Origin of the sequence: Oceanicaulis sp. HTCC2633 (genome assembly GCF_000152745.1) — a bacterium.
Taxonomy (GTDB): Bacteria; Pseudomonadota; Alphaproteobacteria; order Caulobacterales; family Maricaulaceae; genus Oceanicaulis.
In genome coordinates, this window is the sequence record NZ_CH672428.1 from 888277 (window position 1) to 900976 (window position 12700).

Genomic DNA, 12700 nt, shown 5'->3' on the forward strand with positions numbered 1-12700 from the left:
GCTCAGCCCCAGCCTTCCACATGGAAGAGCTTGCGGTGCTCTTCGATGGCGTAGCGATCGGTCATGCCGGCGATGTAATCGCAAACGACACGCGCCGTCGCCTCCTCCCCGACCCCGCCCGCTTCGCGCTGCAGCTCGGTCGGCAGCAGCATGGGGTCGGACAGGAAGGCCGCAAAGAGATCGCGAACGACCATCTTCCCCTTTTCCTTCATGCGCTTGACCTTGTAGTGCAGGTACATGTTCGCATAGAGGAAGCGCCGCACGGCCGCGAGGCTTTCGGTCATGCCATCAGAAAAGGACACCATGGGTCGGTCCAGACGACGCACGGCTTCAGGACTGTCTGCGCCGCTGTCTTTCAGGCGCCGCCGGGTCTCGTCCAGCACATCCGCCACCATCAGGCCGATCATCTCGCGGACCGCCTCGTGGATCAGGATGTTCTCGGAAATATCGGGATAGCGCGCCCGGCAACGACGGAAGACGTCACCCACCAGCGGCAGGTCCATGAGCTGTTCGATCTTCAGGATGCCCGAGCGTAGCCCGTCATCAATGTCGTGATTGTTGTAGGCGATGTCATCGGACAACGCCGCAATCTGCCCTTCAATGCCGGCATGGGTGTGAAGCTCCAGCGCCTGCCAGCCGGGATAGGCGCGGAACCCCCAGGGCAGCACCTTCGGATCATCGCCCGCCTGCATCAGCGGGCCGTTATGCTTGACCACGCCCTCCAGCGTCTCCCACGCCAGATTGAGCCCCTCGAACTCTGGATAGCGGGTCTCCAGCTTGGTCACGACGCGCAGGGTCTGGGCATTGTGATCAAAGCCCCCGAAATCGACCATGGATTCAGACAGGGCGTCCTCGCCCGAATGACCGAAGGGCGGGTGCCCGAGATCGTGGGCGAGCGCGCTGGCTTCGGCGAGATCCTCATCCACCTGCAGCGCCCGCGCCAGGGTGCGGGCAATCTGGGAAACCTCCAGCGAATGGGTCAGACGGGTCCGATAGGCATCACCCTCATGGGCCACAAAGACCTGGGTCTTTTCCTTCAGGCGGCGGAAGGCGCTTGAATGGATGATGCGGTCGCGATCGCGCTGGAAGGCGCTGCGCATCGCGCTTTCGGGCTGAGGGTGGTGACGGCCGCGGCTTTTCGCCGGATCGCAGGCATAAGGGGCGCGCATCGGGGCCATCTCCAGCTCCTGTCACTGTTGAGGTCTTTTTTCAGGCGTCGGGAACGTCCATATACTGATGCGAGGCCGAAACGCCAGCCGTGGAAAGTCAGACGCTCATGAGCACCACCCTCGATACGACGGACATTTCCCTGTCCCCCTCCGCCGCCGCGCAGATCAATGAGATCACGAAGGCGCAAGGCTCGCGCTATCTGCGTCTCTCGGTCGAGGGCGGGGGCTGTTCGGGCTTTTCCTACAAATACGATCTCACCGACGAGGCGCGCGAGGATGATTTGCGCATCGAACGTGACGGAGCCACCGTATTGATCGATCCCATGAGCGTGGAGTTCCTCTCCGGTTCGGTCATCGACTATGTGGACGAGCTGATCGGCGCGAGCTTCCAGATCAAGAATCCCAACGCCACCGCCGCCTGCGGTTGCGGCACGAGTTTCTCAATCTGATCACGTCCGGGTGAGCCTGTCGTCTTGATCTGGACATTCGGGCTTGTTTCGCGCTCCCCTGCGAAAAACACGTCAGGGGAGATTTCATGAGCCTTTCGGTCAAAGACGCGCTGCACAAGCGCATTTCCACGCGCGCCTTTCTCGACAAGCCGGTGACTGAAACCGAGCTGCGCGCGCTCATAGACGATGCGCGCTTCGCCGCGTCGGGGGGCAATTTGCAGCCCTGGAAAGTCGTCGCAGTCGCGGGCGAAGCGCGCCAGCGCGTCATGGATGCAGTGTCCAAGAAGCTCGCCGAAAACCCTTTCGATGATGAGGCCCAATTCCCGGTCTATCCTGAAAAGCTGTGGGAGCCCTATCGCACCCGCCGTTATGAGCTGGGCGAGGACATGTACGCCCTGATGGGCGTGCCGCGCGAGGACAAGGCGGCGCGCCTGAACTGGTTGATGCAGAACTACCAGTTCTTCGGCGCTCCGGTAGGCCTGTTCTTCCTGATTGATGAACGGATGAACCCCAACCAATGGGCGCATCTGGGCATGTTCATGATGAGCCTGGCGCTCGCCGCCCAGGAACGCGGACTCGCCACCTGTTTTCAGGAAGCCTGGACGCCGCATTGCAAGACTGTCGGCCGGGCGCTGGGCGTTGAAAGCCCCGATCAGGTCTATTGCGGCATGGCGATCGGCTATGCCGATCCCGACGCCGCCGTAAACCAGCTGCGCTCCAAGCGCGCGCCGGTGGACGAGATCGCGCGATTCGAGGGGTTCTAGAGCGAAACCCCGCAGGTGAAACTGCCGTCGCACACGCTCATGATCAGGGCGAAATAGGCCAGCACGGCGACCACCCAGGCGACAGGCGGAAAGAAGACCAGACGAATGCCCGTCTTCGGCGCCCTGAAGAGCAGAAAACTGATCCATCCCAGGATCAGTCCCGCCGCCGCGATCACGGGGCCTGCGGACAGGAACAGAAAGGCGGCCAGCGCCGCCTTGTCCACATCGTCCTGACTGAGGACCTGGGAAAAGGTCATCAGATTGGGCAGGTAGAGGCCAAAACTCAGGAAGCCAATGGCGACTGCGACCAGCGTCGCAAGCCCCATCAGAATCACGGTCAAAACCGTGTAGGGTTTCGGCGCGGGCTCATCCGCAAGATCGCGCATCCAGCATCCCCGTTATTCGGGCCCCATTGGTCGGGAGCATCACATGACCTTGTCCGTCGCTTCGTGGAACGTCAACTCGATCAAGGCGCGCCTGCCCAATGTGCTCGACTGGCTGAAGGAGGCGAGCCCGGACGTGGCCTGCCTGCAGGAGATCAAGACAGTCGATGAGGGCTTCCCCCGGCTCGAGATCGAGGAGCTCGGATACAATGTCGAGACGGTTGGCCAGAAGACCTATAACGGCGTCGCCCTTCTCTCAAAACGCCCCATCGAAGAGATCAGCCAGCGCGCCCTGCCCGGCGATGATGAGGATGATCAGGCGCGCTATATCGAGGCCGTGATCAGCGCGGACAGCGGCCCGGTCCGCGTCGCCTCGATCTATCTGCCCAATGGCAATCCGGCGCCCGGCCCGAAATACGATTACAAGCTGGCCTGGATGAAGCGCCTTAAGGCGCATGCCCGGTCGCTGCTGGCTTTTGAGGAGCCGGTGATCCTCGCCGGGGACTACAATCTCATTCCGCGAGACAGCGATGTGCATGACGCCGCCGCCTGGGAAGGCGACGCCCTGATCCGCCCTGAAAGCCGGGACGCCTTCGCCAAGATCCTGTGGTTGGGCTATTCCGAAGCCTTCATGCAAGCCGATGGCCGCGCGCACCAGTACACCTTCTGGGATTATCAGGCGGGCGCCTGGCAGAAGAACAACGGCATCCGCATCGATCATCTGCTGCTGAGCCCGCAAGCGGCGGACCGTCTGAAAGCGGTCGAGATCGCCAAGGATGTGCGCGGCAAGGAAAAAGCCTCTGATCACGTGCCCTTCGTGGGCGTGTTCGATCTGTGAGTCAGCCCGCACAGACCCTCGCCGCCATCACCTATCTGGTGGCCGATTATGACGAGGCCATCGACTGGTTCACACGCGCGCTGGGCTTTGAACTGATTAGCGATCAGGACCTGGGCGAAGGCAAACGCTGGGTCGAGATCGGCGCCGGGGATGGCGGCGTGAAGCTCCTGCTCGCCAGAGCCAGAGGCGTCCAGCAGGTCGCGGCCATTGGCGCCAGTGCAGGCGACCGTGTCGGTTTCTTCCTGCATACGACCGACCTTGAGACCAAACGCGCCTGGATGGAGCATGAAGGCGTCCGGTTCGAGGAAGCCACGCGGCACGAACCCTACGGCAAGGTGGCTGTCTTCAGGGACCTTTACGGCAATCGCTGGGATCTGCTGGAGCCAACGGCCTAGAGGACGCCCCCGCCCTCGCTCGGCGGTTCGAGCACGGTGTTGATGATATCGTCGATCATCGAGAACTCGCCGTGCAAGCTGGCGATGCGGCCATGATCGGTGAGCGGCTTGAACATGGAGCCCGCCTCGAACTTGTTTCCAGTTTCCGCAACGATCAGCAATTCGCCCCGCCCGGCGCCCTCGCCCAGCTTCTCGTCAAAAACACAGCGGACATTCTTGCCCTTCAGCACGCGCTCCAGCTTGAGCAGTCGCTCCATGAAGGATGGGGTCAGCAGATAGCGCGCCATCACCTGATCGGTGCCATAGACCTCGAACGCCTTCTCGAAAGTCGGATCCACCAGACCGATCCGCTCAAGCTTCTGGCCGCCAAACGTCTTTTTCGCCCAGCCTTCCAATGCGTTGAAAATGCCGGCATCCCGGGTCACCAGCGTGACGCCCTCCACCGTCCGAGGGAAATTGATCCGGATCAGGACGCCGCGAAACACCGTGACGTAATAGGTGCGTTTCTTGGTCCGGCGTTTCTGTTCGAGATGGGCCTCATACAGATCGAAATCTGCGCCGTGCGCCTCGCCGGAAAAGTGATCCTCGAAGCTGCGCCGGTCATAACCGGGAAGCAGGTCATGCTCACGGAAGGCGTTAAAGCGGATAGGGTCCTGAACCTCGGCGCGATAGCGCATGCCGAAGGCTTCCGCAAAACGGTCATTGAGGCCTGTCTTGACCGTCTTGCGCAATCTGTTGAGCGGCTGGTTGCCCCAGACAAGACCCAGGACGAAGATCACCCCGCCCCCGATCATCATGACGGGCGGCGGCCAGGACGCAGCTACGCAGACCAGAACGAAGGCCGCCGCCACGACCAGCCCAAGCACCAGCCCCTTGTAACACTGCGCCACCGCGGACTTTCGCTCGCTTTCAAGGCTCTCAAGCCAGGGAGTCAGGTCGGCTATCGCCTGGTTCAGATCACGCATGGGCAGCTCGTTTACAGAGAGGGGCCAAAGAAAACGGGCGCCGTGACACGGCGCCCGTTTCATATGTCAGATCCTGCGCAAGACCGGTTAGCGGCCGCGGCGCGCAATCCGTTCGATCTCGGCCTGCACCTTCTCTTCCACGATGGAGGGCAGGTTTTCGTCGAGCCATTGCTTGAGCATCGGACGCATCAGTTCGCGCACAATGCCTTCCAGAGTCTGGCCCTGCTGGGATGAGACGCGCAGATTCTCCGACAGGGCCGCGAACATGCCTGCAGCCGCGGAGGCCGGAGCGGCGTCGATAAGGCTGTCCTCCTCGGGCTCCTCCTCAGGCTCGGCGTCAAACTCGACTTCCGGCTCGGGTTCGGGATCCGGCTCGCGGTCCATGATCATGAGATCATCGGCCACGTCCATCGGCTCGTCTTCATCCTCGACACGCTCGGTCAGCTCCAGCGCGTCATCCATGTCCATTTCCGGTTCCGGCTCGGGTTCGGGCTCCGGTTCGGCCTCGAACTCGACTTCAGGTTCCGGCTCAGGCTCGGGTTCCGGCTCGGCCTCGAACTCGGGCTCAGGCTCCGGCGCAGGCTCCTCCGCCTCGGCTTCGGCCTCTTCAGCCTTCGGCTCTTCTTCGTCTTCGTTAATGATACGGCGAATGGAGGCGAGGATTTCCTCCATCGTCGGTTCTTGGTCGGTATCCTGAGCCATAGAGACGTCCTTCGTCCGTCGAGGGGTAAACGGCGGCGCACAGGTTAGGCGCGGCAAGCCTTGGCTGTCCAGCACCCTTCCTTGATTTCCAATGGTCTAATTCCAGGGCGTTAAGTCGAAGTTAGCCCCACGAGCTTCTTCAAAACGCGACCGCACATCTTCCGCCTCGACCGGCAGCCCCAGGCTCTGGGCGTCAAGCTGGCCCATCGCCTGCAGAAGCGCATAGCTAGCCACCGTCAAGTCACGCTCGGCGCGCACCAGTTCAAGACGGGAGTTCAGCAATTCCTGCTCGGCGTTAAGCACGTCCAGGGTCGTGCGAAGGCCCACAAGCGCCTCCTGCTCAACCCCTTCAAAGGCGATTTCGTTGGCGCGAACAGCCTCGCGGCTGGATTCGATGACCGCCAGAGCCGCCAGATAATTGTTCCACGCATTGGTGGCGCCCTCGATGACCTGACGACGCACCGTCAGCCCCGACAGACGCGCCTGATCGGCCGCCGCGCGCGCCTCTCTCACATTCGAGCGGTTCAGCCCCCCGGTGAAAATCGGCATGGTCACATTGGCCGTGATCGAGGCGGTGCCGCGACCCTGACCGGAGAAGTCACTTTCGCGCCCCTCGGACACAGAAGCGCGCAGACCGATTTCCGGCAGTTGCGCGCCGCGGGCGACCCGGACGCCATATTCCGCCGCCTGCTCGGCGTACTGGGCCGCCAGCAGGTCGGGATTGCGGTTGATCGCCACTTCGGCGGCGTCGGCGAATTCTGCGGGCACCTGCTCGGACGGGCCGGCATTGTCAGGCTCCACAGGATCGACCCCGGTCACGCGCGCATAGCCCGCGCGGGACGCTGCGAGGGCGGCCTGGGCTGCGGAAAGCTGGGCGCGAGCGCCAGACAGGCGCGCCTCGGCCTGGGCGACATCAGTGCGGGTGATCTCACCCACTTCAAACCGGTCGCGGGCGGCGCGCAGCTGCTCGGCCAGCACCTCGACGTTATTGCTGCGAATGGCGACAACCTGCTGGTCGCGCACCACATTCATGTGGGCGCTGACAGCATCGAGCAGCACCGACTGTTCGGTCGAGCGCAATTGCTGGCGCGCGGCTTCAATCCGCGCCAGCGAGGCGTCGATGGAGCCGCGCGTCCGGCCGCCCCGGTAGATGGACTGGTTCAGCGTCAGCCCATAGCTGGAGGAATCGTTCTCCGGAGCCCCGCCCCAGGTATCGACCGTTTCACCCACGGACCCGGTCGCCGACAGGCTGGGCAGCAAGCCCGCGCGCGCCTGGAAATACCCCTCTTCAGACTGACGCAGGCTGGCGCGCTGAGCGCCGAGCGTGGGGTTGGATTCATAGGCGGCGGCGAGCGTCTCGTTCAGAGACTGGGCCTGCGCCAGTCCCCACGGCGCAAGACCTGCAGACAGAACCGACAGTGCGGCGGCGCACAGAAAACGTTTCATGGGGCGTCCCTCTTGACCATCCCTTGCGCAAAAACGCGCAATCCCGACACGCCTTCTTATACGGCGCTCGGCGTGCGGTGTACGGTGCAAAATGTCACCCTAGCCATACGGTTCTGTAACAGACCGCTCTAGAAGGCGAATTTTGCTTCCGGCTCGAAACCCGGCAGATAGGGCGCGGTCGTGTCGAACACGCTCCGGTCACCCACGGAAGTCTGCGCTTTGGTATAGATACGCGCTTGCCCGACAGTTCCGTCGCGAACGATCACAGCCAGCCGCCCGCCGACAGCGAGCTGGTCAAGCCAGGCCTGTGCAGGCTCAGCAACGGCGCCGTTGACGATGATCACGTCAAACGGGCCCTGTCCGGGCACGCCCTTGGACAGGTCCCCCTCGACCACGACCGCATTGTCGGTCTCGATGGCGTTGAGAGCGTCGGTCGCCTTCTCGACAAGACCGAGATCCTTCTGCTCCAGGCCAACGACGGTCTCCGCCATGCGCGCCAGAACCGCGGTCGAATAGCCACGGCCGCAGGCCACATCAAGAACCACGTCCGTGCGGCGGATATCGGCCGCCTGGATCAGCTTGGCGAGATCACGCGGGGTGAGCATGAAGCGGCCTTCCGCCACTTTCGCCTCGATGTCGGCATAGGCTTTGGCCGATTGCGACTTGGGCAGGAAGCGCTCGCGCGGAATGTCGGCCATCGCGTCCTGAATACGATGATCGGTGACATCGTTCGGACGAATCTGGCTGTTGACCATGGCGAGGCGGGCGGTCTCGAATTCGGACATGGCGCGACGGCGTCCCCTTGTTGAATCTGCGGGCCGCTTATATCGCGCCCGCTTTCAGACCTGCAAGGCCAAGAGACGCCCCTGCGGCGCCAGGCCACTGCAATATTGTACAGCACAAGCTGTCAAAGCCCCCTCAAACCGCGTTGCGGGCGCCTTCGCGCTTTTGTATAGATGGCGAGCCACCACACGGCGGCGCTATGGCGGAGTGGTGACGCAGCGGATTGCAAATCCGTGTACCCCGGTTCGATTCCGGGTGGCGCCTCCACCCTCTCCCACGAAACGCCCCTCAGCGGTCCCGCAGGGCTGACGGACTATTCCGCGGCTTGCGCGTGCGGATGATCCAGAACGCCTGCCTTGACCAGTTCAGGCTTGAGACGCCCCGTGAACGCCAGCGCCGTCATCCGGTAATCACTGATGAACGACCAGAACGGGTGAATGAAGGTCGCCGGCTTGTTGCGCTCGATAAAGGCGTGGCTGACCCAGGCGAAACCATATCCCGTCAGCGGCCAGAGCAAAATCGCCCACCAGGTCTGCGTGACCAGAGCGGCGGCGAGAATCGCCGTACCAATCACCGTACCGGCGTAATGCATGTAGCGCGTGCCCGCCTCGGCGTGCTCACGAAGGTAAAAGGGCCAGAATTCCTGGTAGCTGGCGCTGCGCTCGGCCATGACGACCTCCCCGTCTGCTTTGTTTTAAAGGCAAAGTATCACAGGGCCGGGCTTTCCGCGAGCAGATCGGAGTCTGTGGGGAAATGTGGAGAATTTCCATTAACGTTAGGCCGTTGTTAACTCTCGACTCAGTATTTGTTTACCCGTCTTCCTTCGAAGACACCCCACCATCCACCCAATGCCTTTTCGGGAGCTTCCGGGCTCCCGATTTTTTTTGCCTGCACCGCGGCGAACTGAAACGAAACTGCATCGGGCTGCACTCAGCCGCTTGATCGCGTCCAACGCCATGGATATACACACCACCTCATCGCTGATGAACGTTCCTCGGTAGCTCAGTTGGTAGAGCAAGCGACTGTTAATCGCTGGGTCGGCGGTTCGAGCCCGTCCCGAGGAGCCATCAGCGGCGATGACCTCTCAAAGAGTGTGAGCTGCAAGCCCCGCCTTGATCCTCAAGGCGGGGCTGCTCGCATCTGAGCCCCCTCAATTCGCCATGCGCGCAAAAGAAAAGGGACGCCCATGGCGCCCCTTCCCTCATGCAGAGTCGTGTCTCAGGTCCTAGCTGACCATGCGCACCGAATCCGTGGGCGCATCCCAGGGCAGGTGGTGCTCCTTGAGGACGGCCATATTGTCCGCCGAGATGATTCGCGGCTTTGATTCATAGCCCAGAAGCTCGGACGGCTCGGAGTCACAATTCCGCGCCAGGAGCAGGATCTCGGCAGACGTGAAGTTCGACATGCCGCGCGCCAGCTCTTCGCCCGCTTCATCATAGATGTGCAGCACATCGCCCTTGTTGAACTCGCCCTGCACCGACACCACAGCCTCACGACCGATATCGGTGCGATCCTTGCGCAGCTGCTTGGCGGTTTCCTCGTCGACCACGAGCCCGCCCGCCTGCTGCAGGCGGTCCGTAAGCCAGATCGCCCAGGAGCTGTCGGGATCGCCCAGCGCCACGCATTTGGTGTGACGGCGCTCATCCTTAAGAAGCGCCGAGACGGGGCGGTCCACTTCACCCTGACCGATGATCGTTTCCACGCCAGCGTTCTGCGCCATGTTCGCGGCGCGCATCTTGGTCAGCATGCCGCCCGTGCCGAGCGCGCTGACCGAGCTGGTCACCTCGAGATATTCGGACACGTCCTCGACGACCGGCACGTGCTGGGCACCTTCTTCTTCCGGATTGCGGTCATACAGACCATCCACGCTCGTCAGGATCACCAGCTGGTCGGCCTGGACCATCTGGGCCACCTTGGCGGCCAGACGGTCATTATCACCCACCTTCAACTCCTGGGTCGTGACCGAGTCGTTTTCATTCACGATGGGCATGACGCCATGCTCGATCAGCCGGGTGATGGTGTTCTTGGTGTTCAGGAAGCGGCGACGATCCTCAAGATCATCCAGCGTCACCAGCACCTGAGCAATGTCGAACCCGTACTCAAGGGCAATCTGCTTGTAGGCGTTCATCAGGAGGGGTTGCCCGCAGGCGGCGGCCGCCTGCTTGTCCAGCAGACCCGCCTCTTCCGGCGCCACGCCAATGGTCGACAGGCCGATCGCCACGGAGCCCGACGAGGTCAGGACCACGTCAATGCCCTCTTCGCGCAACCGGGCGACATCCTCCATCACCCCGTGCATGAAGGCGTAGCGCAGGGTGAGATGCTCCTCGTTTGCGAGCAGCGATGAGCCGATTTTAACAACGACGCGTTGGCGATCTGACAAAACAATACCTCTCCTGTGACGCGGCGCAGCATGCCGCTCAGACGGGGGAAACATACTTTTTGTTCGAAATAATTCAAGGGCAGACACCCTGAAATTCCACCCCCGTAAAAGGGCTTTAAAAGCGTAGTTTACAGGGTGTTTCAGCGCCTAAACTCTGCATCGAGTTGAAAAAGCTTACTTCGTCATCTAAATGATGCGGCGTCGCGTCATACTGGATTGACGCACATGTGTTGCATAGCGGAGACGGAGGCATCGTGCGCTGGAATTTGATTATGGTCGGATGCGGAAACATGGGCGGCGCCCTGCTTTCGCGGTGGATCAAACTTGGCGGCGTCGGCGTGACGGTCGTCGATCCGGGCGAACCCAAACTGCCCCTTGGGGCGAAATGGGTGAAGTCGGTGGATGATCTGCCCCAGGATGAGCGCTTCGACGCCATGATCCTGGCCGTGAAACCCCAGCTGATCGATGTCGCCATCCCGCCCGCCGCCAGGTTCGTGAAAGAGGACGGATGCGTGGTTTCAATTGCTGCCGGCGCCTCCGCCGCCAAGGTTTCCGAAGCCGCCGGCGGGGTCAGCGCCTTGCGCCTGATGCCGAACATGCCCGCGCGTGTGGGACGCGGCGTCAGCGGTCTCTACGCCGATGATCGCGCGACCAAGGACCATCGAGAGCTCGGAACGACCCTCGGCGAAGCTGTGGGTGAAGCGATCTGGCTTGAGGACGAAGACCAGATCGACCGCATCACCGCCGCCGCCGGCAGCGGGCCGGGCTATGTCTTCGAATTCGCCCGCACCTACCAGAAGGCGGTCGAAGCGCAGGGCTTTGACCCAAAAGACGCCCGTCGCCTCGTCATCGAGACGCTGGCAGGCTGCATGGCTCTCGCGCTTGAAGACGAAGCCGGGTTTGAAGACCTGCGCAACTCGATCATGAGCAAGGGCGGCACCACAGCGGCCGGCGTCAATGCTCTCAATGGCGACGGCGTTCTGGATGAACGCCTGAACGCCGCGCTCGACGCCGCCTATTCCCGTGCAGTGGAACTGCGCGGATAAGCTTTAACTCGCACGCCCCCGATAACAGACGCTACAAAGGAGCCAGCAACCGTATGACCGCTGTTCTCAGCCGGATGAATGACATGACCGACACCAACGACGTCACCGCCTATGTGAACGAGCTGGGCCGTCGCGCCGCGACCGCCGCCCGCTCTCTCGCCTCTGCCTCGACAGAGCGCAAGAACACGGCGCTGACGGCCGCCGCCCAGGCCCTGCGCGACAATTGCGGACGGCTGCTCGAAGCGAACGCCAAGGATGTCGACAGCGTCAAGGCTGCGGGCAAACCCGCCGCCTTTATCGACCGTCTGATCCTGGATGAAGAACGGGTGGGCGCCATTGCGGATGCGCTGGACAAGATCGCCGAGCTGCCCGACCCGGTGGGTCGCGTTCTGCACACGACGGAACGCCCGAACGGCCTGACCATCGAGCGGGTCGCAACGCCTTTGGGCGTGATCGGCATGATCTATGAAAGCCGCCCCAATGTGGGCGCGGACGCCGGCGCTCTCTGCCTGAAATCGGGCAATGCCGTTATCCTGCGCGGCGGCTCGGAGAGTCTGAACTCCACCCGCGTGATCGTCGAATGTCTCGCCAAGGGTCTGGAAGCAGCCGATCTGCCGCTCGATTGCATCCAGATGATCGACACCACCGACCGCGACGCGGTGCAGGCGCTGCTGACCTGCGCGGATTACGTGGACCTTGTGATTCCGCGTGGCGGCAAGGGTCTTGTCTCTCTGGTGCGCGATCAGGCGCGCGTGCCGACCCTGCTGCACCTGGATGGCAACTGTCACACCTATGTGCATGCAGCGGCGGATCTGACCAAGGCGGCGGCGATCATCAAGAACGCCAAGCTGCGTCGCACCGGCATCTGCGGCGCCACGGAGAGCCTTGTCGTGGACCGCAAGGTCGCCAAGGACTTCCTGCCGATGGCCATGGACGCTCTCGGCGATTGCGAAGTGCGCGGCGAAGCCGAAGCGCGCGAGATCGATTCCCGGATCAAGCCGGCGACGGACGAGGACTTCTACACCGAGTATCTCGACACCATCCTGTCGGTGAAACTGGTGGACGGTCCAGACGAGGCCATTCCGTTCGTTTCAGAGCACTCTTCCGCCCACACCGACGCCATCGTCACCGAGGATGCGCAAGTGGCCGAACGCTTTCTGAACGAGATCGACTCAGCCGTGGTGATGCACAACGCCTCCACCCAGTTCTCCGATGGCGGCGAGTTCGGCATGGGCGCTGAGATCGGCATCGCAACGGGCAAAATGCACGCGCGGGGTCCGGTGGGGCTGGAGCAACTGACCAGCTTCAAATACCGTGTCCGCGGCAACGGCCAGACCCGGCCGTAAGCCCAAAAAACATAGATTAATCGAACCCATTAAC

14 protein-coding genes and 2 tRNA genes are annotated in these 12700 nt (G+C 62.4%); 8 read left to right on the forward strand and 8 right to left on the reverse strand.

Translation table 11 applies throughout. The annotated features are described in order from the left end of the window. Positions 1-2 precede the first annotated feature (2 nt). Positions 3-1178, reverse strand: a complete 1176-nt coding sequence (locus OA2633_RS04285) for a deoxyguanosinetriphosphate triphosphohydrolase (protein WP_009801259.1) — start codon at positions 1176-1178, stop codon at positions 3-5. Positions 1179-1276: 98 nt separating this feature from the next. Here OA2633_RS04285 and erpA point away from each other — a divergent pair, with 98 nt between their 5' ends. Further along, positions 1277-1618 carry an iron-sulfur cluster insertion protein ErpA gene (gene erpA / locus OA2633_RS04290; RefSeq protein ID WP_009801260.1) on the forward strand — a complete coding sequence of 114 codons (342 nt, stop codon included), beginning with the start codon at positions 1277-1279 and terminating at the stop codon, positions 1616-1618. A gap of 86 nt (positions 1619-1704) precedes the next feature. Beyond that, positions 1705-2382, forward strand: coding sequence for a nitroreductase (locus tag OA2633_RS04295; RefSeq protein ID WP_009801261.1), 678 nt, complete (start codon positions 1705-1707; stop codon positions 2380-2382). Here the strand turns inward: OA2633_RS04295 and OA2633_RS04300 are convergent. Further along, positions 2379-2768 carry a hypothetical protein gene (locus OA2633_RS04300; protein ID WP_009801262.1) on the reverse strand — a complete coding sequence of 130 codons (390 nt, stop codon included), beginning with the start codon at positions 2766-2768 and terminating at the stop codon, positions 2379-2381. The two genes, OA2633_RS04295 and OA2633_RS04300, sit on opposite strands and share 4 nt — an antisense overlap. Positions 2769-2811: 43 nt before the next feature. Here OA2633_RS04300 and xth point away from each other — a divergent pair, with 43 nt between their 5' ends. Next, entirely contained in the window at positions 2812-3603 is a 792-nt protein-coding gene (xth, locus tag OA2633_RS04305; RefSeq protein WP_009801263.1) for an exodeoxyribonuclease III, read from the forward strand. Next, complete coding sequence (locus OA2633_RS04310) at positions 3600-3998, forward strand: VOC family protein (RefSeq protein ID WP_009801264.1); 399 nt, start codon at positions 3600-3602, stop codon at positions 3996-3998. Before xth ends, OA2633_RS04310 begins: the two co-directional genes overlap by 4 nt. On the opposite strand, the gene OA2633_RS04315 is transcribed toward OA2633_RS04310, so the two are convergent. The 4 genes from OA2633_RS04315 to OA2633_RS04330 all read right to left on the reverse strand — a co-directional run bounded on the left by OA2633_RS04315 (position 3995) and on the right by OA2633_RS04330 (position 7896). After that, a complete protein-coding gene (locus OA2633_RS04315; protein WP_009801265.1) occupies positions 3995-4963 on the reverse strand; it encodes a DUF3137 domain-containing protein in 969 nt (322 codons plus the stop codon). The genes OA2633_RS04310 and OA2633_RS04315 overlap by 4 nt on opposite strands. Positions 4964-5050: 87 nt before the next feature. Beyond that, the gene (locus OA2633_RS04320; RefSeq protein ID WP_009801266.1) at positions 5051-5665 is read right to left on the reverse strand and encodes a DUF2497 domain-containing protein; all 615 of its coding nucleotides are present in this window, start codon (positions 5663-5665) and stop codon (positions 5051-5053) included. A 96-nt stretch (positions 5666-5761) separates the two neighbouring features. Beyond that, entirely contained in the window at positions 5762-7111 is a 1350-nt protein-coding gene (locus OA2633_RS04325; RefSeq protein ID WP_009801267.1) for a TolC family outer membrane protein, read from the reverse strand. A 128-nt stretch (positions 7112-7239) separates the two neighbouring features. Continuing rightward, positions 7240-7896 (reverse strand): protein-L-isoaspartate O-methyltransferase, encoded by a 657-nt coding sequence (locus OA2633_RS04330; protein ID WP_009801268.1) that lies wholly within the window; start codon positions 7894-7896, stop codon positions 7240-7242. 191 nt (positions 7897-8087) lie between these two features. Here OA2633_RS04330 and OA2633_RS04335 point away from each other — a divergent pair. Next, a tRNA-Cys gene (locus OA2633_RS04335) sits at positions 8088-8161 on the forward strand. Between the two features lie 46 nt (positions 8162-8207). Here OA2633_RS04335 and OA2633_RS04340 read toward each other — a convergent pair. Beyond that, entirely contained in the window at positions 8208-8564 is a 357-nt protein-coding gene (locus tag OA2633_RS04340) for a DUF962 domain-containing protein (protein WP_009801269.1), read from the reverse strand. 321 nt (positions 8565-8885) lie between these two features. On the opposite strand from OA2633_RS04340, the gene OA2633_RS04345 reads away from it, so the two are divergent. After that, a tRNA-Asn gene (locus OA2633_RS04345) sits at positions 8886-8961 on the forward strand. A 158-nt stretch (positions 8962-9119) separates the two neighbouring features. Here the strand turns inward: OA2633_RS04345 and proB are convergent. Continuing rightward, entirely contained in the window at positions 9120-10274 is a 1155-nt protein-coding gene (gene proB, locus OA2633_RS04350; RefSeq protein ID WP_009801270.1) for a glutamate 5-kinase, read from the reverse strand. A 290-nt stretch (positions 10275-10564) separates the two neighbouring features. On the opposite strand from proB, the gene OA2633_RS04355 reads away from it, so the two are divergent. After that, a complete protein-coding gene (locus OA2633_RS04355; protein ID WP_009801271.1) occupies positions 10565-11320 on the forward strand; it encodes a pyrroline-5-carboxylate reductase in 756 nt (251 codons plus the stop codon). 53 nt (positions 11321-11373) lie between these two features. After that, positions 11374-12666: a glutamate-5-semialdehyde dehydrogenase gene (locus OA2633_RS04360; RefSeq protein ID WP_009801272.1), complete on the forward strand. Its 1293-nt coding sequence runs from the start codon at positions 11374-11376 to the stop codon at positions 12664-12666. The last annotated feature ends 34 nt before the right edge of the window (positions 12667-12700 follow it).

Excerpts from the sequence above, each read along its gene's own strand:
- OA2633_RS04285 (WP_009801259.1), bottom strand. The coding sequence starts at position 1,178 with ATGGCCCCGATGCGCGCCCCTTATGCCTGCGATCCGGCGAAAAGCCGC.
- erpA (WP_009801260.1), top strand. The coding sequence starts at position 1,277 with ATGAGCACCACCCTCGATACGACGGACATTTCCCTGTCCCCCTCCGCC.
- OA2633_RS04295 (WP_009801261.1), top strand. The coding sequence starts at position 1,705 with ATGAGCCTTTCGGTCAAAGACGCGCTGCACAAGCGCATTTCCACGCGC.
- OA2633_RS04300 (WP_009801262.1), bottom strand. The coding sequence starts at position 2,768 with ATGCGCGATCTTGCGGATGAGCCCGCGCCGAAACCCTACACGGTTTTG.
- xth (WP_009801263.1), top strand. The coding sequence starts at position 2,812 with ATGACCTTGTCCGTCGCTTCGTGGAACGTCAACTCGATCAAGGCGCGC.
- OA2633_RS04315 (WP_009801265.1), bottom strand. The coding sequence starts at position 4,963 with ATGCGTGATCTGAACCAGGCGATAGCCGACCTGACTCCCTGGCTTGAG.
- OA2633_RS04320 (WP_009801266.1), bottom strand. The coding sequence starts at position 5,665 with ATGGCTCAGGATACCGACCAAGAACCGACGATGGAGGAAATCCTCGCC.
- OA2633_RS04325 (WP_009801267.1), bottom strand. The coding sequence starts at position 7,111 with ATGAAACGTTTTCTGTGCGCCGCCGCACTGTCGGTTCTGTCTGCAGGT.
- OA2633_RS04330 (WP_009801268.1), bottom strand. The coding sequence starts at position 7,896 with ATGTCCGAATTCGAGACCGCCCGCCTCGCCATGGTCAACAGCCAGATT.
- OA2633_RS04340 (WP_009801269.1), bottom strand. The coding sequence starts at position 8,564 with ATGGCCGAGCGCAGCGCCAGCTACCAGGAATTCTGGCCCTTTTACCTT.
- OA2633_RS04355 (WP_009801271.1), top strand. The coding sequence starts at position 10,565 with ATGGGCGGCGCCCTGCTTTCGCGGTGGATCAAACTTGGCGGCGTCGGC.
- OA2633_RS04360 (WP_009801272.1), top strand. The coding sequence starts at position 11,374 with ATGACCGCTGTTCTCAGCCGGATGAATGACATGACCGACACCAACGAC.